General features: G+C 32.5%; 20 protein-coding genes and 1 pseudogene. 7 read left to right on the top strand and 14 right to left on the bottom strand.

All coding sequences use genetic code 11. From position 1 onward, the window contains the following. Positions 1-21: 21 nt before the first annotated feature. From hfq to tsaE, 5 genes and pseudogenes are all read right to left on the bottom strand, one after another. Positions 22-267 carry an RNA chaperone Hfq gene (gene hfq / locus Q0K76_RS07085; RefSeq protein ID WP_294613517.1) on the bottom strand — a complete coding sequence of 82 codons (246 nt, stop codon included), beginning with the start codon at positions 265-267 and terminating at the stop codon, positions 22-24. Positions 268-571: 304 nt separating this feature from the next. After that, on the bottom strand, positions 572-1,489 hold the full coding sequence (miaA, locus tag Q0K76_RS07080) for a tRNA (adenosine(37)-N6)-dimethylallyltransferase MiaA (protein WP_294613514.1): 918 nt from the start codon (positions 1,487-1,489) through the stop codon (positions 572-574). Next, positions 1,486-3,336, bottom strand: coding sequence for a DNA mismatch repair endonuclease MutL (mutL, locus tag Q0K76_RS07075; RefSeq protein ID WP_294613511.1), 1,851 nt, complete (start codon positions 3,334-3,336; stop codon positions 1,486-1,488). The genes miaA and mutL overlap by 4 nt, the downstream gene beginning before the upstream one ends. Before the next feature lie 35 nt (positions 3,337-3,371). Further along, a pseudogene (locus Q0K76_RS07070) lies at positions 3,372-4,061 on the bottom strand (N-acetylmuramoyl-L-alanine amidase); the annotation flags it as partial. A 67-nt stretch (positions 4,062-4,128) separates the two neighbouring features. After that, on the bottom strand, positions 4,129-4,605 hold the full coding sequence (gene tsaE / locus Q0K76_RS07065) for a tRNA (adenosine(37)-N6)-threonylcarbamoyltransferase complex ATPase subunit type 1 TsaE (protein ID WP_363322427.1): 477 nt from the start codon (positions 4,603-4,605) through the stop codon (positions 4,129-4,131). A 134-nt stretch (positions 4,606-4,739) separates the two neighbouring features. On the opposite strand from tsaE, the gene tusB reads away from it, so the two are divergent. From tusB to Q0K76_RS07050, 3 genes are all read left to right on the top strand, one after another. After that, complete coding sequence (gene tusB / locus Q0K76_RS07060; RefSeq protein ID WP_294613502.1) at positions 4,740-5,021, top strand: sulfurtransferase complex subunit TusB; 282 nt, start codon at positions 4,740-4,742, stop codon at positions 5,019-5,021. An 86-nt stretch (positions 5,022-5,107) separates the two neighbouring features. Continuing rightward, entirely contained in the window at positions 5,108-5,671 is a 564-nt protein-coding gene (locus Q0K76_RS07055; RefSeq protein ID WP_294613499.1) for a Sua5/YciO/YrdC/YwlC family protein, read from the top strand. Between the two features lie 5 nt (positions 5,672-5,676). Beyond that, positions 5,677-6,783: an anhydro-N-acetylmuramic acid kinase gene (locus Q0K76_RS07050; protein ID WP_294613496.1), complete on the top strand. Its 1,107-nt coding sequence runs from the start codon at positions 5,677-5,679 to the stop codon at positions 6,781-6,783. A gap of 16 nt (positions 6,784-6,799) precedes the next feature. Here Q0K76_RS07050 and kdgR read toward each other — a convergent pair whose 3' ends face one another. The 4 genes from kdgR to Q0K76_RS07030 form a co-directional block, all read right to left on the bottom strand. Continuing rightward, a complete protein-coding gene (gene kdgR / locus Q0K76_RS07045; RefSeq protein WP_294613493.1) occupies positions 6,800-7,594 on the bottom strand; it encodes a DNA-binding transcriptional regulator KdgR in 795 nt (264 codons plus the stop codon). A 116-nt stretch (positions 7,595-7,710) separates the two neighbouring features. Next, positions 7,711-8,031, bottom strand: a complete 321-nt coding sequence (locus Q0K76_RS07040; protein WP_294613491.1) for a cupin domain-containing protein — start codon at positions 8,029-8,031, stop codon at positions 7,711-7,713. A 90-nt stretch (positions 8,032-8,121) separates the two neighbouring features. Then, positions 8,122-8,916: a gluconate 5-dehydrogenase gene (locus Q0K76_RS07035; RefSeq protein ID WP_363322426.1), complete on the bottom strand. Its 795-nt coding sequence runs from the start codon at positions 8,914-8,916 to the stop codon at positions 8,122-8,124. Between the two features lie 49 nt (positions 8,917-8,965). Continuing rightward, positions 8,966-10,138 carry an oligogalacturonate lyase family protein gene (locus Q0K76_RS07030; RefSeq protein ID WP_294613486.1) on the bottom strand — a complete coding sequence of 391 codons (1,173 nt, stop codon included), beginning with the start codon at positions 10,136-10,138 and terminating at the stop codon, positions 8,966-8,968. A gap of 248 nt (positions 10,139-10,386) precedes the next feature. Here Q0K76_RS07030 and Q0K76_RS07025 point away from each other — a divergent pair, with 248 nt between their 5' ends. Continuing rightward, entirely contained in the window at positions 10,387-11,022 is a 636-nt protein-coding gene (locus Q0K76_RS07025; RefSeq protein WP_294613483.1) for an RpiB/LacA/LacB family sugar-phosphate isomerase, read from the top strand. Between the two features lie 412 nt (positions 11,023-11,434). On the opposite strand, the gene Q0K76_RS07020 is transcribed toward Q0K76_RS07025, so the two are convergent. Continuing rightward, a complete protein-coding gene (locus Q0K76_RS07020; protein ID WP_294613480.1) occupies positions 11,435-11,617 on the bottom strand; it encodes a hypothetical protein in 183 nt (60 codons plus the stop codon). A 427-nt stretch (positions 11,618-12,044) separates the two neighbouring features. Between Q0K76_RS07020 and Q0K76_RS07015 the strand changes: the two genes are divergently transcribed. Next, on the top strand, positions 12,045-13,547 hold the full coding sequence (locus Q0K76_RS07015; protein WP_294613477.1) for an MFS transporter: 1,503 nt from the start codon (positions 12,045-12,047) through the stop codon (positions 13,545-13,547). Positions 13,548-13,661: 114 nt separating this feature from the next. Here Q0K76_RS07015 and Q0K76_RS07010 read toward each other — a convergent pair whose 3' ends face one another. The 3 genes from Q0K76_RS07010 to hda form a co-directional block, all read right to left on the bottom strand. Continuing rightward, the gene (locus tag Q0K76_RS07010) at positions 13,662-15,581 is read right to left on the bottom strand and encodes a toxin-antitoxin system YwqK family antitoxin (RefSeq protein ID WP_294613474.1); all 1,920 of its coding nucleotides are present in this window, start codon (positions 15,579-15,581) and stop codon (positions 13,662-13,664) included. Between the two features lie 70 nt (positions 15,582-15,651). Next, entirely contained in the window at positions 15,652-16,431 is a 780-nt protein-coding gene (locus Q0K76_RS07005; RefSeq protein ID WP_294613471.1) for a Cof-type HAD-IIB family hydrolase, read from the bottom strand. 1 nt (position 16,432) lies between these two features. After that, a complete protein-coding gene (gene hda, locus Q0K76_RS07000) occupies positions 16,433-17,116 on the bottom strand; it encodes a DnaA inactivator Hda (protein WP_363322425.1) in 684 nt (227 codons plus the stop codon). Positions 17,117-17,690: 574 nt separating this feature from the next. On the opposite strand from hda, the gene mnmG reads away from it, so the two are divergent. Together mnmG and rsmG are read left to right on the top strand one after the other, a co-directional pair. Then, positions 17,691-19,583: a tRNA uridine-5-carboxymethylaminomethyl(34) synthesis enzyme MnmG gene (gene mnmG / locus Q0K76_RS06995; protein ID WP_294613465.1), complete on the top strand. Its 1,893-nt coding sequence runs from the start codon at positions 17,691-17,693 to the stop codon at positions 19,581-19,583. Further along, positions 19,561-20,160 (top strand): 16S rRNA (guanine(527)-N(7))-methyltransferase RsmG, encoded by a 600-nt coding sequence (gene rsmG / locus Q0K76_RS06990; protein WP_294613462.1) that lies wholly within the window; start codon positions 19,561-19,563, stop codon positions 20,158-20,160. The genes mnmG and rsmG overlap by 23 nt, the downstream gene beginning before the upstream one ends. Positions 20,161-20,204: 44 nt before the next feature. Here rsmG and Q0K76_RS06985 read toward each other — a convergent pair whose 3' ends face one another. Continuing rightward, positions 20,205-21,437 carry an N-acetylmuramoyl-L-alanine amidase gene (locus tag Q0K76_RS06985; RefSeq protein WP_294613459.1) on the bottom strand — a complete coding sequence of 411 codons (1,233 nt, stop codon included), beginning with the start codon at positions 21,435-21,437 and terminating at the stop codon, positions 20,205-20,207. Positions 21,438-21,745 lie beyond the last annotated feature (308 nt).

Genomic DNA, 21,745 nt, shown 5'->3' with positions numbered 1-21,745 from the left:
TCAGACTCTCCACTGAAATTATCAGCTTTCGCTTGCCTCTTCAGGTTGAGATACCAATCCAGAAATTGGTCTTGATGGTACAACTGTTGAGATAGCATGTTTATATACCATTTGGCTGACTGTGTTTTTTAATAAAATCACAAACTGATCAAATGATTCAATTTGCCCTTGTAGTTTAATACCATTAACTAAATAAATTGATACTGGAATATGTTCGCGACGTAGCAAATTTAAATAAGGATCTTGTAATGACTGCCCTTTTGACATGAGTATTTCCTTTAAGATGAAATAAAATAAATAAAATGAAGAAATATAATTGTACTCGCAAAAAAACTTTATCTAACTGCGACACGCCAATATATTATCTCTCAAATTAACATAAAAAGCACCTTTCTTGAACCTATCAAGCAAAATTAATGCACAAATAACTAAAATTTAAATTGATTAATGATAAATAACTTAAAAAAAATATAAAAATATCATATCAATATAAATCCTTTTCACAAAATAACAATTATTATTTGTAAAAAAATAGTTAAAAACTATATTTTTTTATCTAATTAGATTATTACTATAAGTTAAAAATATTTTTAAATATAATATCTATATTATCACTATTTAACCATGTAATAGGTTGCTTCCATCCACGCAACCAAGTAATTTGCCTTTTGGCTAATTGCCGCGTAGCGCAAATACTTTTAAATACCATCTCATCGTAGCTAGTATCTCCATTTAAATATTGCCACATTTGCCGATAGCCTACACAGCGTATAGAAGGTAAATTTAAATGTAGATCAGATCGTTGCATTAATGTTTTTACTTCTTGCTCAAATCCTTGTTCCAGCATTTGCAAAAAACGTTTCTCAATACGCTGATGCAAAATAGTTCGATCTTCTGGCATAATAGCAAACTGCATAATTTCATAAGGTAAAGCTTCACCGCTATCTTGAGTTAATTCAGTCAAACTTTTACCAGAAATTAAATAAACTTCTAAAGCTCGATTAAGGCGCTGAGGATCATTGGGATGGATTCGGTTAGCTGAAACAGGATCAACTTTTTTTAGTTCCTCATGAATAGCTTGCCAACCCAATCTATCGGCTTTTTCTTCAATCTGTTGACGGATTTCACTATTAGCTGCCGGAAGTGGTGAAAGCCCTTCAATTAAAGCTTTAAAGTAAAGCATAGTACCACCAACCAGAAGAGGAATCCGTCCCTTTTTTAATATCTTTTCAATTTCAGTAATTGCATCTTGTCTAAAATTGGCAGCTGAGTAACTTTCTGACGGATCGCAAATATCTATCAATTGATGCGGATATTTTTGTTGTTCTTCTTTAGTGGGTTTTGCCGTGCCAATGTCCATACCGCGATAAATCAATGCTGAATCAACACTAATTATATCAATTGGATAACGCTCATAAAGATTCATAGCAATAGCAGTTTTACCTGATGCAGTTGGCCCCATCAAAGTAATAATTTTTGGTTTATTCATGATAAAAATGATTGCGTAAAAAATGAAAAATCAATCGAATGTAAAAAGGTATCTTGTTGTAATAAGTTAATATCTATTTGCTCTAACTGCGCCAATAATTGAATAGCTTTAGCTACATTCCAACTCACTTCATTACCAACATCACTTTGACTTGCTAACCAACTGGCTATTTGAGTTGGATCTAACACTTCATTTTCTGATGCTAATATAAAAGCGATTAACGCAGGTAATAATTGCTGCCAATTCATTGTCCGTAGCATTTTAGGCACATTTTGTAAATGTAATTTTGCTTTTTCAACATGGAAATCAAAACCTAAAAATAATAACTGTGGTTGATAGTTAGTAAGTACTTGTTGCTCGTTATGGTTAATTAGAATAGTTAATGGGATAAGTAGTTTCTCCGATTCTTGCATTAGCAACTTAATTGATGTCACTTTCTGTTGGGCAATCGGCAATTTCATTATCATTAATTGTTGTTGATTATTTTCACACTTTTCTAACAAAGCAATATCTGGCTGTATAATTGTTAACACACGACCAAATTGCACTAATGATGAACGATCAATATGTTGTTGTAACGATTGTAATGGCGTGTGCCGTTTAGGAAATAATGATTCAATTACTGCTTTTTGTGGTTCAGTTATTTGATTATCATCCAGTGAAAATAATAATTTGTTAGAATCAGAATTTTGCGTTTCTGAGGTATTAACTACCTCAATTAACCGACCATATGCAGTATTCTCTTTTACGTGATTGATAGCTTTTTTAGGTAATTGGCTGGTTGATAAATAAGTTTTATCTTTAGGTTGTTGATTAAAAATATTCTCACCAGCGGCTTGCCGATTAGGTGCTATGACCGTCTTATCATCAGCAATGGATAAATTAGATTCTAATGCCATTACAATGGCTTGATAGACAAAATCATGCACTAACCTTGCTTCATGAAAGCGTACTTCATGTTTAGATGGATGAACATTTACATCAACTTGCTTAGGATCGAGGTGTAAAAAAATAACATAACTTTGTTGTTCATTGGTTCGACTAATATAGGCTTGACGTAAAGCATGATTAAGTAATTTATCTTTAATCACTCGACCATTAACATAAAAATATTGTAATTCGCTTGTGTCACTGCTAGCAACCCAACCTTGAATCAATAAATCATCATGTTGCCAATCCAATTTCACCGCTTTTTGCATAAAAGGGCGCCCACATACTAATTCAACTCTTTTTTCAAGTATTGAAGAACGATATTGTTTTACCAATTTACCATTATGTTGCAAATTGAAAGTCACATCCGGACGAGCAAGCGCGATACGTCTTACAAATTCTTCAATATGCATAAACTCGGTTTTTTCTGTCTTTAAAAAACGACGTCGAGCCGGCGTATTATAAAATAGATCTAATACTTCAACTGTCGAACCAATAGGATGTGCTGCGGGTTTAATAGTTGGAATCATATCACGCCCTTCGGCATACACTTGCCATGCTTCGGATTGTTCTGCGGTACGTGAAGTTAATGTTAATCGAGAAACCGAACTAATACTTGCCAAAGCTTCGCCTCTAAACCCCAAACTGACAATGGCATCTAAATCATCTAATGTGCTAATTTTGCTTGTGGCATGACGAGCAAGGGCTAATGCCAATTCATCTTTAGCAATCCCACTACCGTTATCTCGAATACGAATTAATTTACTACCGCCTTGTTCAAGATCAATATCAATTTGGGTACTACCAGCATCAAGGCTATTTTCAACTAACTCTTTAATGACAGAAGCAGGGCGTTCTACCACTTCGCCAGCAGCAATTTGATTGGCCAATTGCGGTGATAGAATATGAATTGCCATTAATGTTGTTCTCCAAACTTAGGATTTTGTCTTACGTAATTTTTTACGCCTTGATAGATCGCTTTAGCAATCTTGTCTTGATGTGCGTTGCTGGCTAATAATTTTTCTTCACTTTCATTTGAAATAAAACCAACTTCAATCAAAATTGATGGAATATCAGGTGATCGTAATACGCCCAAACTTGCATGTTCTGGCATACGTTTATGCAGCTTAATTGTGCCCGTCATTTCTTTTAATACTTGCATTGCTAGTTCATAACCAACACGTTGAGAATAAGAAAATTGTAAATCTAACACCGCCTGACTTAAATGAGGATTGTGATCATCACTTAGTGCATCACCGGCGCCCCCTAATAATTGCGATTGTTTTTCATCTTGCTCAAGCCAGCGTCCAAGTTCCGAATCAGCGCGTTTGGTTGAAAGCACCCAAAGAGAAGCGCCAGTCGCACTGCGATTAGGTGCCGCATCAGCATGAATTGAAATTAATAAATTTGCCTTATTTTCACGAGCAATTTCAGAGCGTCGGGAAACAGAAATAAAATTATCACTATTACGCGTTAGCACTCCTTTAAAATGGGGATCTTTATTTAATAAATTGATTACTTTTTTAGCAATAGAAAGCGTAACTGTTTTTTCATATAACTTATTTTTACCTATTGCACCAGAATCTTTACCACCATGACCAGCATCAATAGCAATGACCACCTTACTAGCGTAAATGGAACTACAAAATAGTAATAACATAAAAAAAGTAAGTAATTTTTTCATTTATCTCATTTCTTATTGTTAGTCATTATTGTAAAAAATTAATAATAGTTTGACCTTTTTCACTTTTAGCCTGTACAGAAACTGTACGTTCAAGTGCAAAATAGGTCAAATGAATTTCAATATCAGCATTTGGTAATAAACCTTCAGCTTGCTGTGGCCATTCAACAAGGCAAATAGATCGTGAAGAAAAATACTCACGAATACCCATAAACTCTAACTCCTCTGGATCAACAAGCCTATATAAATCAAAATGATAAACTGAAAAATTATCAAATTGATAAGGTTCAACTAAAGTATAAGTTGGGCTTTTTACTGTACCTGTATGACCCAATTGTTGTAAAAATCCACGACTAAAAGTCGTTTTACCGGCACCCAAATCACCAACCAAATAGATTACAATTGCACAATCATGTTTAGATAAATAATTTAAACAACAATTTGCAATCTGTTTACCAAATGCAATAGTTTCTTGCTCATTAACTAAAATAATAGGTTTCATGATGGATTTTTTGCTCAATAAATAGTAATTATTATATACTAATTACCTTTAAAGATGAACGAAACAACATTTACTTAAACCTTGACAAGAAGTTTCAGGTTAACCATACGTTTAAGTATAATAAAAAGTGTGAAATTATGTTACATACCATTACCACAGCTAATCATTCGCTAATTAATCCCCAATTAATATCAGCACAAGATGCGGTATTATTTTGGCAAGATGGCGTAATTATTTCACTGCAAAATAATTCATTATTGAATGTTATTTTGGAAAAAACCACTAACTGCTATATTTTAGACAGTGATATTATCGCTCGTGGACTTGAACCATTTATCGATCCAAGACTTAAAATTATCAATATGCAACAAGTAGTTGAATTAACAACTCAGTATTTCCCACAAATGAATTGGGATTAATTATCCGAAAAAATAAAAAATACATTACACTAAATTGCAAATTTTTATACCCCAGTTTAATATATTTTTATTTGATTTAACTTAAAATGGCAAATCTATTAACCTTAACGGAAAGTAATGAACTATTGAACAAAGGCGAAGTACTTGCCTATCCAACTGAAGCTGTTTTTGGACTTGGTTGCGATCCCGATTGTGAATTGGCAGTATTAAAACTGCTCGCATTAAAACAACGAGCCATTGAAAAAGGGTTAATTTTAATTGCCAGCCAATATCAACAATTATTACCGTATATAGATACATCAGCAATCACTAATGAACAAAAACACCAAGCTTTGGCTAGTTGGCCCGGACCAATTACCTGGATCTTTCCTAAAAGGGTAACTACCCCTTATTTTTTAACTGGTAAATTTGATTCAATTGCTGTGCGAGTAACTAATCATCCTTTAGTTAGTGAGCTTTGTGATCTATTTGGTAAACCATTAGTTTCAACCAGTGCTAATCTATCTGCTCATGTTCCATGCAAAACAGCAAGCGAAGTAGCAAAACAATTTGGTGAACATTTCCCTATTTTACAAGGTGAAACCGGTCAAAGATCGCTGCCATCAGAAATTAGAGATATAAAAACCGGCCAGATCATTCGAAAAGGATAATCGTTATGCAAAATTTATATATTGGCGTAATGTCAGGAACCAGTATGGATGGTGTTGATATCGCCTTAGTTGATATTACAGCATCACAAATCACCTCATTAGCCAGTAATTGTTATCTTATGCCCACGGATTTAAAACAACAATTACTCACACTTTGTGAAGCTAAACAAACCACATTACAGAATTTAGGCGAACTTGATCATCGACTTGGTAAACTATTTGCACAAAATATCAATCAATTTTTAACAGAGAACAACATAGATAAACATCAAATCAAAGCCATTGGCTGTCATGGGCAAACTATTTATCATGCTCCAACCGGTAGCTATCCATTTACCATGCAAATAGGGGATGCCAATATCATTGCAGCTAAAACAGGCATCACAACTATTGCCGATTTTCGTCGTAAAGATATGGCCTATGGAGGGCAAGGCGCGCCATTAGTACCTGCTTTTCATAAAGCCGCATTATATGATCCTAATATCAATCGAGTGGTACTAAATATTGGCGGAATAAGCAATATTTCGGTATTAATCCCTAATCAACCTGTTATTGGCTATGACACTGGACCCGGCAATGTGTTACTTGATAGTTGGATAAATCAAAATTTGCAAAAACCTTATGATCAAGACGCTATATGGGCAAAAACCGGTAATATTAATACTGATTTACTTAATATATTAATGCAAGAAAATTACTTACAATTACCAGCACCAAAAAGTACTGGACGTGAACTATTTAACTTACCTTGGTTATATCAAAAGTTAACAGGATTTAATCTAAAAGCCGAAAATATTCAAGCCACTTTAGTTGAATTTACCGCTTTAACCATTGCTAATGAACTCAATAAATTACCATTAACAAATAATTTACCTTGTGAGCTTTTAGTTTGTGGCGGTGGGGCAAAAAATCCACTAATTATGCAAAGATTATCAATTTTACTACCCAAATGGGCAGTATTAACTACTGATGAAAAAGGTATAAAGGGTGATGACATGGAAGCTATTGCATTTGCTTGGCTTGCTTATTGTAAACTCAATAATATCCCATCGAATATTCCTGAAGTAACAGGAGCTAGCCAAGCTGTTAGTTTAGGCGTTATTTATCAATAAATAAGCCTAAAAATAACTAATCTGACGATTTTGATTGTTTAGTAAAACCAATCAATTCAGAGATTTTTGTTGCCGATTGAGTAATTTCATTAACCAAATTAGCTTCATCTTCAGCAGTATTACATCTGAAAATAGAAGTGGATAAACTTAATGCAGCGATAATATTACCTAAACGATTATAAACCGGCACCGCAAAACATCTTAAGCCAAGTTCAGATTCTTCATCATCTTTTCCATAGCCACGATGTTTAACTTCATTAAGTTCAGTATAAAAAGCCTCTTTGCTCGTAATTGTTTTTGGAGTATATCGAACAAAATCAATTTTATTAACTAGGCTTTGTTTACTTTCTTCATCTAACCATGCAAGTAAAACTTTACCTAACCCACTAGCATGAATAGTTGCTTGATTACCAATTTTAGATGTTAAACAAAGACTATATTGCTCTGAAGCAACTTTATTAATATAAATAATTTGATTACCTTCGCGCACAGCTAAATGAATTGTTTCTTTGGTTTTATCTCTTAACTTTCTCATTTCTAGATCAGCTATAGCCAAGAAGTTTTGGTGATATAACACACGATTACCTAAATCAAGTAATTTTAAATTGAGCGAATACTTATCTGAATCTTGTTCCTGATTTACATACCCCAATGATTTCATTGTTTGTAAAAAACGATAAGCAGTGCTTTTCGGCATCATTACTTTTTGCGATAATTCTGATATTGCAATGTCTTTGGATTCCGATAATGCTTCTAAAATTCCAAAAACTTTTAATACCGAAGCAACTGATTCTGGTGAACTATCGTTCATAACGACCACAACTCCTTCCTAACATTAGTTATATTTTTGAAATTAATTGATATATTAGAACTAATTGAAAATGCTAGAAGTATATCATAATTAACAATAACTAGTTACTAGCTATTTTATAAAAAATCTAATCTTTGTGGTGTAAACATATCAAGAAGTACGCCGGATTGTATACAAACACAACCATGTTCAATATTAGGTTTTTTATATAATGTATCACCAGCTTTAACAATTTTGGTTTCATTACCAATAGTAAATTCAAATTCACCTGATAAAACATAAGTTAATTGTTCATGAGGATGATGATGCATTGCGCCAATTGCGCCTGTTTGAAAATGAACTTCTACTGCCATCATATTACCATCATGAGCTAATATTTTACGTTTTACGCCATTACCTAAATCAATTAATTCAATATCTGAATTAAAACAAAACATAATGTTACTCCTTAAATCATAAAATAAATAAGAGATAATAAAATATATTGTTATTATCTCTTAAATTGACAAATTTATATTTTTATACAATTAAGGTTGTTTGCCGATATAAGCCAAAATTCCACCATCAACATAAAGAATATGGCCATTTACAAAGTTAGATGCTTCAGAAGCAAGGAATACTGCCGCACCAGCTAAATCATCTGGTGTACCCCATCTTCCAGCAGGTGTTTTTGCGATAATAAACTGATCAAATGGGTGACGTGAACCATCAGCTTGTTTTTCACGTAATGGTGCTGTTTGTGGTGTGGCGATATAACCTGGACCAATCCCATTACACTGAATATTGGCATGACCAAATTCAGAACAAATATTTTTAGTTAACATTTTCAATCCGCCCTTAGCCGATGCATAACCGACAACTGTTTCACGACCAAGTTCACTCATCATCGAACAAATATTAATAATTTTACCACTGCCTTTTTTAATCATTAATGGCAATACAGCTTTGGCCATAATAAATTGCCCAGTCAAATCGATATCAATGATTTTTCTATAATCAGCTGCACTAGTTTCAAGCATTGGCTTACGCTGAATAATACCAGCATTATTCACCAAAATATCGATCGTTCCGTGTTCTTGTTCGATTTGCGAAATGGCTTTCTCAACAGCAGCCTCATCAGTAATATCAAATAAATAGCCGTGAGCATCAATGCCCAGTGCTTTATAAGCATCTAATCCTTTTTGTAAATTTTCAGGTACAACATCATTAAATACAATTTTCGCTCCAGCAGAAGAAAGTGATTTTGCAATCTCAAATCCAATACCATAAGAAGCGCCCGTAACAAGAGCAATTTTATTATTGAGTGAAAATTTATTTAAAATCGACATAGTTATATTCTCCATTATATTTATGATAGATAAACAGTATCTATCACATTTCATTTAAAATGTTAGCTGGCACTTTAGTCAAATAAAGAGCAGGGACATCCTGAGCATCACACGAGTATAAAACATATTGATTATCTGGTGAAAATGAAGGATGAGGATGTGTCACCTGACGGTCTCCATCTAAAACTCGCCAAGTACTATTATGTTTGACAAGCTTATGTGCTGTTTTAGTTTTTGGCGCCAAAATATATAGCCATGGATCATTTTCAATTTTGTAACCATTTGTATCAATTACATCAACAGGGCTTCCTGTTCCATCACCAATATAAAGCGTGCCATCAAAATTACTCATTAAATGTGAGCAAGCTGGCATTTCCATAATTTCTTTATCTTCATCCGTTACTGGATTATATAGACGAATGTAACGCTCTTGTTGTCCTTTCATATAAGATACATAAGCCAACCCCGATCCATTTGGTACCCAGAACTCATGTGTACAACTTTCACCTGGTAAATTGTCATGTGCTTTACGTTCATTATTGCCGTCACGATCAACCAACCATATACGAGCATCCACCAAATCATGAGGACCTTCATGGCAAAAAGCAATAGTATTATCATCAAATGGTCTAAATATAGGATGACCTAGCCATACTTTCTGATCAATAACGATTTTTGCAATACCGGAAGCAATATCGATATTAATTAAACGACAATGCGGATTTTTGTCATAAAAGGCTTTGAATATTGTCCAATCAGTAAGAGGAGTCCAATCTTTTTTATCAATTTCAATTCCAACTATTGCTGTGCAATCACTATTTGCAACCCAAGTGCCATAACCAACCCACTGTTCAGGAACCGTGTAAACATTCTTTTCTTCTAGTGTTTCAAGATTGACTTGTTGTAAATTTCTTTCATTTTTAACATAGTACAAAAATTTATCATCAGGAGATAAAAAACCACCAAAGGTATTATCACCTGATCCTTCTGTTAATTGCTTTGCTGTTTGCATTTCAATATCGAGTAAATAATAGTTACGATTGGTATCAAACTCACCGGCAAAAAGGAGTTTTTTTCCATCATTAGTAAAGCATTTTTGATAGAAATAATTACGATGACATAAAATACCTTCTGGTGTTAACCGAATAATTTCATTTTTTGAATCTTCATCAATAAATGTCGAAAATGATAACCGTACAATATTCCCCTTTGCCATAAAAACTCCTGAATTTAAAAATTAAACATATAACTTATTTATCTATTAATAATAGTAATATAAAAATTTGTCGATTTTTGTGACATTTATCACAATGCAATAAATTTATTAAAACATCGTTTTATTTTAGTTAAAAAAATTGATATATTTTTTTACGGGATTATAATGAAAATAAAATACATTGATGCTATTAACTGCATCAATTTTTATGTAATTCACTATTACTTTTGAAGAATTAGAGGGAAATTATGAAAATAGCACTAATGAATGAATTTAGCCAAGCAGCTAAAAATCCAATCATTTTAAATGAATTGAAAAGTGTAACAGAAAAATATGGACATACTGTATTTAATGTTGGTATGAATGGTGATAACGATAATAAACTAACTTATGTTCATTTAGGTATCATTGGTGCTATCTTATTAAATAGTAAAGCGGTTGATTTTGTTATCGCTGGATGTGGTACAGGGCAAGGAGCACTAATGGCATTAAATGCTTTTCCTGGGGTTAATTGTGGATATTGCTTAGATCCAACAGATGCTTATCTTTTTGCACAAGTAAATAATGGTAATGCTCTATCTCTAGCTTTTGCCAAAGGATTTGGTTGGGGAGCAGAACTTAACGCGCGTTATATTTTTGAAAAAGCATTTGAAGGTGAAAAAGGTTTAGGCTATCCACCAGAACGCCGTGAATCTCAAAATGCCAATGCCATTATCTTAAATGACATGAAGAAAGCAGCAGGAAAACCACTAATAGAATCATTAAAATCTATTGATCAATCATTGCTTAAAGATGCAATTAAAGGTGAACGTTTCCAAAAATGTTTCTTTGAAAATAGTCAAGATGCTGAATTAACCGCATTTATTAAAAGCCTCATTGCTTAATGTAGGCTTGCTTTTATTTTACGATAATTTTTGAATCATACTTTGTGTCATTCAGTTTCTATCTGTTAGAAAGGGATGACACTTTTTCCCGTCGATAAAATCTCTATTCTATACCAGCATTTTTTTCTATTAGAAATAACTATCACACTATTATTCAAAGCGTTTCTATAATTAAAAATTTACTAATAATATGATAATTACAAATAAGAGATAGATTATTGAAGAGAAAGTAATAACTACTTTGTTTAAATAATAAGAGCGATAAAATGAAAAATAGTTAAGAACACGAAACGAGGCAGAATAGTTCCTTATTATATGCAATAGAATTAATAATTCGATGGTTAACAGGTTGTCCTTCAGCCCCCTAATTTAAAACCATTACCAATAATTCCTTTAACAATATTTGGATAAGCTAATCCCCAATCAAAACGTTGTCTTCCTGAATTACAACACCACCCGATCCACCATGCATATCATCATATAAAACCTCTCGTTTATTTCGACCTCCTTGCGTTACACCAAATTTAAACTCATATTGCCAATTATTATCGGTCTTACTAATTAATTTTATTGTATCGCCATGGATTTGATCCATAGATTTCCAATTATGTTCGTATTGGAATGATGTTTGACCTGAGCCAGCAAAGACATATGCGGGAAATGAAGAAATAAACATCAATAAAGAGATTTTTTATTTGATTATGACTCATCCTATAATCCTATTTTTGATATATTTTTTGAAATACTATTTTATATTTTTTATATCGTTTTATTGTAAATATTTATATTAATAAGATCACATTTTCAATAAAAAATAAAAATAAAAATAAATAAGATTATTACACTGATTTTTAACCAATTTACAAATGAGTATCAAAAATAAATATTCATCAAAAATAGATAAAATGTTACTAAGGTCACATTTCAAAAAAATTTTTTAAATTATATTTGAATAAAATTATTATATTTTTAATAATATTTTTAAAACATCATTTCAATATTTAAAAAAAGGAATTAGATTTATGGTTAATAACGAAAGAAAGATAACCACATTAACCCGGTTTTCATATGGTAGTGGAAATTTAATAGGGAGTGGAGCACTTGCAATTAGTGCCGCTTGGTTACTTTATTTTTATACAACTTTTTGTGGACTTTCAGCTATTCAAGCAACGTTGATTTTTTCTATTGCAACATATTTAGATGTTATTTTAAATCCATTAATGGGATTTATTACTGATAATTTTAATCACACAAAACTTGGACGCCGTTTTGGCCGTCGACGCTTTTTCATCTTATTTGCCATTCCATGTATGATTATTTACCCACTACTTTGGGTTGATGGAATGAATTTCTGGTATTACCTTACCACTTATATTCTCTTCGAATTCATCTATACGATGATAATGATTCCATATAATACCTTACCTGTTGAGATGACAAAAAACTTTGACCAAAGAACATATCTAGCTGGTTCAAAAGCAATGTTTGGTAAAGTAGCTAATTTTCTTGCAGCAGCTATTCCTGGTATATTCTTCTATTTATTTGATGGAAAAGACTCACCTACACCATTTTTACTTACTGGTTTAACCTATGCCACTATCATGGGTATTGCACTTATTATGCTTTATTTAAATAGCTGGGAAAAACCTATCGAAGAAATCGAAGATGAAACAACTAAAGGACTTTCCGAAAGCATTATTAAATTATTTTCTGATGTTTTCTCTACATTTAGATTAAAAACGTTTAGAAATCATTTAGGAATGTATCTTTTTGGCTTTGGTGCTGAGTGGCTATTTGCGGCAACATTTACTTATTTTGTTGTATTTAATCTTGGGCAACCTAAAACTTTTGTTTCTGAAATGAATAGTTTAAGTAGTATTTGCCAACTCATTTCAACTGCATTTTTTATGGCTTGGTGTGTAAAACGTGGATTTAAACGTCCTTTTGTTATTGCTATTTTGATTGTTATTTCTTCGGTTATTGGCTATATCGGTATCTATTACTTGAATTTGCCTCATGTAACTTGGATTGTTGTCGGTATCACAATTTGGTTTGGTTTAGGAACTGGTGGGGTTTATTATATTCCTTGGAGTGTTTATACATTCTTAGCAGACATTGATGAAGTGCTTACCGGGAGACGTCGAGAAGGTATTTACGCTGGTGCAATGACAATGGCTGGCAAACTTATGCGAGCAACCATTGTCTTTATTTTAGGATTAGTTCTAAAATTCTCAGGTTTCGTATCAGGTGTCAATGCAGTACAACCAGAAAGCGCCATTACAGCAATCAACTGCGTTTTAATTTTTGGTGTCTGTGGTATGGCTATTTTGGGTATTATTTTTACCTATAGAATGAAATTAGATAAGTCAACACATGCACAAATTATTCAAGAATTAGAGCGGTTAAAAAATGGTGGTGAAAAGCAAGATGCCACACCAGAGATAAGAAAATTAGTTAAGGAATTAACTGGATTTGATTATGATAACTGTTTTGGTAATAACAATGTTGGTTTCAAACATCGATAAATAAGTTAATTAATCTAACCGATAACATCATCTAATTAGTAAAATTAGATGATGTTTTTTTACTGACTATTCTTATAATTATTCTTTAATAATATCAAATTATTCTATGTGGATTTATTCAGTTGTTTGACTGACGATATTACCTTTTTCATCAAAAATAATTTTTTCAATAACAGTCTTATCACCAAGATATTTTTTTCTAACCTCAGCTATTTTTTGGTTATTTTCATTGTAACGATAGAATATTTGCGATATCAAATTACCTTGATCATATTCTGCTATTGTTTCAATCTGCCCATCTTCGTTCCAATTAGTATAAGAACCAGATAAGACATTATCTTTATAATTTTTTTCACTAGCTAGCTTACCATTTTCATACCAGATTTTTGCAACACCTTCATTTTTCCCTTGTTTATAAAATGCTTCTTGTCGCAATTGTCCATTTTGATACCAACGCTGAATAAGCCCATCAACTTTATTATCTTTGTATGTATAGATATCTTCTAGTTGACCATTATCGTACCATGTCTTCCACTCGCCTTCTTTTAATCCATCTGAATTATAAAATTCTTCAGATTTTTTAATCCCATCTTTATTCCATTGAATAGAACTGATTAATTTATTATTTTTATAAACTTCTTCTAATTCCAATTTGCCATTAGGATACCAATTTTGAAATAATCCTTCTTTGATTCCTTTATTGTAGTTCTCTATATATTTAAGTTGACCATTGTCATACCAAACACGATGTACCCCATCGAACTCCTGCTTATTATCATCAATATAAAAAAAACTTTCTTCTGTTTTTATACCATTTTTCCAATTATTGCGTTCTTTAGTTTTTCCATGTTCATAAATATAATTAGTTTCTTTAAAACCGTTTTTATCAAAACTGGCATATTCACCATGTAAACGCCCTTCATCATCATAGTGAGTAAAAGAATAAGGTTTACCTGTTTTATAAAATTGTTCAGATACACCCACTTTCTTCCCATTACGATAAGTTGATTTCTCTGAAATCTGGCCATTTTGAAAATAATCAATATAGTCGCCTTCATAATGACCATTCAAATAAGTATGCTGTCGAGACAATTGACCATTTGCAAAATAATGAAGGCAAGGACCATCAATATTTTTATCTTGATAAAACTTTGGTTGTGCTTCAATGGTGCCATTTACATTATAAATTGTTGCTTGGCCTTCTTTTTTATTATTTTTAAAAGGTACTTTCTCTAAAATGTTATTATCAGAAGAGTTATAATAACTTATAAATATTCCATCAATTTCACCGTTATTATTATAAGGTACCTCTTTCAATTTATTTCCAGAAAGATAATAATACGTTAAAAGGTTGTTAAATTTTATATTATCAAACTTCTGCATAAGATCAGTGCTAGTATAACCTTCAAAAGCTAATACTGGTTTATCAAGCTGTTTTTCTTCTTTATCTTTGAAGTACCATCCTTCTATCTTCCATAATTTTTTATTTTCATCGAATACTAAAGGAAGCTTAATAAAATAATCAGCATCTTTTTTTATTGTAGGATAATAATTATTTTCATAATCAGTTATCCACATAATATCATTGGCAGGGAGATATTTTTTGTCACAAATATCCGCATTACAAACTTGAATATTGGTAATAAAATGTATGTTTTTATTTGTATCGCAGGCTTCAGAAGTAATCAGTAAATATTCTTCATTTTGTATAGCAGGTAATAAACTAGACCAAAATGAGTTATAATATTCATCCTGAGATAAACCTACAGATCTAGCGTTAATAGCTTGGTATTTTCCACCACATGGTATTTTATCTGAAAAAAAGAGTCTATCGGCTAATTCATGTTCAAGTTGACCATTAAGCATTCGTCGAAAAATGGGTTCAGATTCAATGATTTTATTTATTTTTGAAACAAATTGAACGGTATTTTTATCATCAGCTTGAACAGAAAAAATATTTAATGCTATTACTAATACAATTACTGTATTAAAGAACCAACGTTTTGATATAACTATAGGCATTATTAATGACATTATTTTTATATCCTTATAATTTGATATGATTATTTTATTGAGTTCTAATCTTGTTCTAGATAAATATAGTCTAAATTAATCCAAATTTATGTAATGCTTTAGCTATTCCATCATTATTATTTGTATCAGTAATAAATTCAGCTTGCTCTTTTAATTTATCAACAGCATTTGCCATTGCTATTGGATGATCAACTAGTTGAAACATTTCAAAATCATTCATGCCATCCCCAAAAGCGTAAGTTGGTACATTAGTAAAACCTTTTCCTTGTAATAATTGAGTAATACCATAACCTTTAGACCCACCATGATTAAAAACATCAACACAATAAGGTGTGTTACGAATAAAAGTTAATTCAGGAAAAACATCACGATAACCCGATTCACCTTCTTCACATAGTAACAACAACATTTGTATAGATTGTTTTAAATAGACTTGATCATCAACCGGTGGGACGTGTTGTTTAAGATGATGATAAAAAGTCTCTGCTGGTTTTGAATGCTCAGAAACACGTATCATTTCATGATTATAAAAAGATAAAGGTATATTCATTTGCTGCTTAGAAAATTGATAAATCCGCGTTATTAAATCTTTATCAATATTATTAGTGAAAACTATCTCACCTTCATATATAACAGCTTGACCATTCATACCAATTATAGAATCAATCTGTGTTTTATTCATCAAATCAGCAACCTCACAAGGTGATCGGCCGGTTGCAATTACAGGAATAATATTATTTTTTTTTAACTTTGCTATAGCTTCAAGTGAACTTGGCAATACATCTATTTGGTGATTAAATAACGTTCCATCAAGGTCAAAAAAAACTATCGCTTCTGGTTTTTTACTCATTTTACAAATCCATAATATGTTTAATAAAAGGAATAGTTAATTTGCGTTGTTGAGTTAAAGTTGCTACTTCAAATTTTTCCAATAAAGAAAATAATGTGCGCATATCTCGATTAACACGTTTTAATAAAAACAATCCCACTTCAGTTGACAATTGAAAACCACTTAACTGTGCTCTTAATTGTAAAGCTTTAAGCTTATCATCATCACTTAGTTCTTTTAATTGATAAACCTGCCCCCAAGTTAACCTCGATACTAAATCAGGTAAAACAAAAGAAACCTGCTTAGGAGGTGCACTAGCAGTTATTAATAATTTACTAATATTTTTTTCAGTCAAACGATTAAATAAATCAAAAATAGCCTCTTCCCAATTACGTTGACCAGCTATAGCATCAATATCATCCAAACAAACCAAATCATAGTTATCTAACCCCTGTAAAATATCAGGTACTAAATAATTGTGTTTTTTTAATGGAATATAACTAGCTAATTTATTTTGACACGATGCATGTAATAAATGAGTTCTACCTGCAGCACTAACAGACCACATATAGAAAACTTTAAAACCTTCCTTATCTAACAAGGCGCGTAACGAATCAAGCAATAATTGATTATCACCGACATAAAAACTATTAAATGTTTCACTATCAGGAAATAAAAAAGGCAAAGGTAACTGTGAAAGAGTAATAAAATAACCTCACAATAAAAAAATAAGCATGTTAAGTATAAATTTGCTTTTACAAAAATCAATCACTTTTATAGAAAAGAAAAACCTTCAATCAAAAACAAAAAATAACCCAACTAAAAGTAGAGAAATAATGGAATAAGTAAGCTCAAAATACAACTAAAACAGCTCAAATATTAAGCGATCAAACTTTATTTTTGTGGATAACTCTGTTATAAAAGTAGCTAATAAGCTGTTATAAGCATATTAATAACCTTAAAATCTAGATCATATGTGGATAACTAAGATAATTATAAACAAGATCCACTCAAAAAAGATCGGATCAATTAACAGGTTTAGAAGATCAATAACTCAATAAATAATAACCATAAAAACCAGTTATCAACAAAAACGATCCTGACTAATAACTATAAAAATAAAAAGATCATATAAAAGATCTTATTTAATTTAACTGGCGATCAAAATAGATCATTTGACGTAACCGAAAAGATGAGTAAAATTCATTACGCTAACTAAAAGCAGATCAAAATAGCTAAAATAACGATCATCTATATGCCAAACAATAACGAGGATTTCTATGTTTTATCCAGATCTTTTTGATGTCATCATTGTCGGTGGCGGTCACGCAGGCACAGAAGCAGCAATGGCATCAGCAAGAATGGGAAGAAAAACATTACTTTTAACCCACAATATCAACACATTAGGACAAATGTCATGTAATCCAGCGATTGGCGGGATCGGCAAAGGCCACTTGGTCAAAGAGATCGACGCCATGGGAGGATTAATGGCACACGCGATCGATCTTGCTGGGATCCAGTTTAGGATCTTAAACAGTAGCAAAGGACCAGCGGTTAGAGCGACCCGTGCCCAAGCCGATCGATCTTTATATCGTAAAGCTGTTAGAACCGCACTTGAAAACCAAGAAAATTTGATGTTATTTCAGCAAGCAGTTGAAGATGTGATCATCGAAAACGATCAGATCAAAGGCGTCGTTACCCAAATGGGAGTATCGTTTAAAGCTAAAGCGGTAGTACTAACTACCGGTACTTTTTTAGACGGCAAGATCCATATCGGACTTGATAATTATAGTGGTGGGCGTACAGGCGATCCTGCCTCTATAGGATTATCTAAAGCTTTACACCAATATCCATTTAGAATGGGACGATTAAAAACAGGTACACCGCCACGCATTGATGCTAGATCGATTGATTTTTCACAATTAGGTACACAATATGGTGACGATCCTATGCCGGTATTTTCGTTTTTAGGTAAAGCAAGTGAACACCCAAAACAGATCCCTTGTTATATTACCAATACTAATGAAAAAACACATGAGATCATTCGTAACAATTTAGATCGTAGCCCAATGTACACTGGCGTAATTGAAGGGGTTGGACCAAGATATTGCCCATCTATTGAAGACAAGATCATGCGCTTTGCAGATCGTAATTCTCATCAGATCTATTTGGAGCCAGAAGGGTTAGATAGTAACGAAATTTATCCAAATGGGATCTCAACGAGTTTACCATTTGATACTCAACTAGCTTTTGTACGTAGTATGAAAGGACTTGAAAATGCCAATATTGTAAGACCGGGTTATGCGATCGAATATGATTATTTTGATCCGCGGGATCTTAAACCAACACTTGAGAGCAAAGTGATAAAAGGTCTATTTTTAGCAGGACAGATCAACGGTACTACGGGTTATGAAGAAGCAGCAGCTCAAGGTATGCTTGCCGGCCTTAACGCAGCTCGCTTTGTTTATGAACAAGATCAATGGTATCCAACACGTGATCAGGCTTATTTAGGGGTGTTAGTTGATGATCTTTGTACGCTTGGTACTAATGAACCTTATCGAATGTTCACTTCTCGTGCTGAATATCGTTTGATGTTACGTGAAGACAATGCTGATATTCGCTTGACTGAAATTGGCCGCAATCTTGGTATGGTTGATGATTACCGTTGGCAACGATTTAATGAGAAGTTCGAAGCAATAGAACAAGAAAGAGCACGGTTACGAGATATTTGGGTTCACCCACATATTCAATCTATTGACGAAATTAATGCGGTATTAACGGCTAATTTGACCAAAGAAGCTAATGGTGAAGAGCTACTTAAACGCCCGGAAATGAATTATCAAACCTTGAAATCACTATCACTATTTGCACCTGGTTTAACTGATGAACAAGCCGCAGAGCAAGTTGAAATTCAAGTTAAGTATGATGGTTATATCAAGCTTCAAATTGAAGAAATTGAACGCCAAAAACGTAATGAAGAAACATTAATTCCAGCAAATATCGATTATGCAGAAATTTCTGGTTTGTCTAATGAGGTTGTGGCTAAATTGAAACAACATAAACCAGTTTCAATCGGTCAAGCTTCACGGATATCAGGTATAACTCCAGCCGCTATTTCGATGCTACTGGTTTATTTAAAAAAGAAAAATTATGTTAAAAAAGAAACTCACTAATTTAATTGATCAAACTGATCTTAAGATCTCAGATCAACAAAAAGATCAACTTGTTCATTATATTACCATGCTTGATAAATGGAACAAGGCTTATAACTTAACTGCGGTTCGCGATCCCAATGAAATGTTAGTGAAACATATAATGGATAGTTTAGTCGTCTCCCCTTATCTAACCGGTAAAACTTTTATTGATGTGGGAACGGGCCCTGGTTTACCAGGCATCCCTCTGGCTATTATTAATCCTGATAAACAATTTGATCTGGTTGATAGCTTAGGTAAGCGGATCCGCTTTTTAAAGCAGGTTCAGTTTGAATTAAAATTAACCAATATAAATCCTGTGCAAAGTCGTATTGAGGAGTATAGGCAAAAGCAGTTTGATGGTGTGATTAGCAGGGCTTTTGCTTCCCTACAAGATATGCTCAGTTGGTGTAAACATTTACCCGATCAGCAAGGATCATTTTATGCTTTAAAAGCAAATGATCTCGATCCAATTCCTGAAGGGTTTAGCCTTAAACAAAATATAAACTTAACCATTCCTGGATCTAATGCACAAAGATGTTTGCTTATTATTCAGTGATTTTATACTCAAACGTATAGTTAACCTGAAACATCTTTACAATATTAGTTTTTACGTTTTTTCAGGTAATCTTTGATACCATCAACAATGGCTTTAGCTACCTTATTTTGAAACGAAACAGTCTTTAATTTTTGTTCTTCACCAATATTACTAATAAAGGCTGTTTCGACTAGTACTGACGGGATATCGGGTGCTTTTAGAACGGCAAAACCCGCTTTTTCTATCGATGGTTTATGTAGCTGATTAACACCTTTCATTTTATTTAAAATAGCATTACCTAGTAATACACCATTACTCAGCGTTGTTTTTTGCACTAAATCCAAAATCGTATTATCTAAATATTTATCTCCACTCTTACTTACGCCACCTATTTGGTCGGCTTTATTTTGTGTTTGAGCTAAATAACTGGCAGCAGAACTACTTGCTCCTCGAGTAGATAATGAAAAAACCGATGATCCTTTTACAGATCGATTGGTGAAGGCATCAGCATGAATCGAAATAAACAGATCAGCATGTAAAGATCGTGCTTTAGCTACCCGTACTCTTAATGGAATAAATATATCTTCATTACGGGTCATATAAACTTTTATTTGGGGTTCTTTTTTAAGTAAATTGTAGGTTCGCCGCGCAATTTGTAAAACAATATCTTTTTCTCGCGTTTTTTTATAACCGATAGCACCGGGATCTTCACCGCCATGACCTGGATCTAACATAATAATAATTGGTGCATTCTTTTTTTTATTAGTTGGTGTTTTAATTGCAGCTTGTTTTTTATTGAGATCGCCTTTTTTATATTCTTCCAATAAAGTCAATAACGGATCATCATCCATAGAAGTAGATTTAGACGGGTATAAATCAATCACTAACCGATGTTTAAATTCGGCAATCGGAGATAGTGTAAAAATATTAGGTTCAACACCTTGTTTTAATTCAATCATTATCCTAACTGTTTTAGGATCTAGCTGTAGTACACGTATTGATTTTATATAAGGATCATGATTGAGTACTTTCGAGGGAATTGTTTTTAAAATAGTATTTAAGTTCACATTATTAATATCAATAACTATTCGTTCAGGGTTTTTTAGTGAAGAACGTTTATAATTAAGACCAATGTTTGATTCTAATGTGATTCTAGTATAGGTTGAAGATGGCCAAACTCGAACAGCAATAACTTGCGCCATTGTTACAGCAAAGCCAACTCGAGTAACAGACAATAAACAAGTAGCAAGGATACCTTTAATCAATAGGCGTTTTGTTGGGCTAAATGTTTTTGACATACCTAAATTCTTTATTGGTTAACTAAATTAAACGCAAATAATAACATAAAATATTAAGATGTTAAAAAGAATGATTCTCATAATTAGTTGTTTTTTCAATAGATAACTAATTTAGTTTTAATGTCATATTAACGTCGTTTTATAAATAAAACTTCCTTAAATAGGGCCTGTTTAATATTACTTTATCGCTAACAATAAAATTTATAGATTAGTTAATTGATAATTTAATTTGATGCTAGCTAATTGCAACAAAGGTAAAAAAATATAGTACAAGTTTACCTTGCTGTTTTTTATTTTATTATAGACCC

It is taken from the genome of uncultured Gilliamella sp., from assembly GCA_945271295.1.
In the GTDB taxonomy this organism is placed as follows: Bacteria; Pseudomonadota; Gammaproteobacteria; order Enterobacterales; family Orbaceae; genus Gilliamella.
Note: the sequence above shows the minus strand (reverse complement) of the source record. Positions and strands in the feature narration are given on the sequence as shown.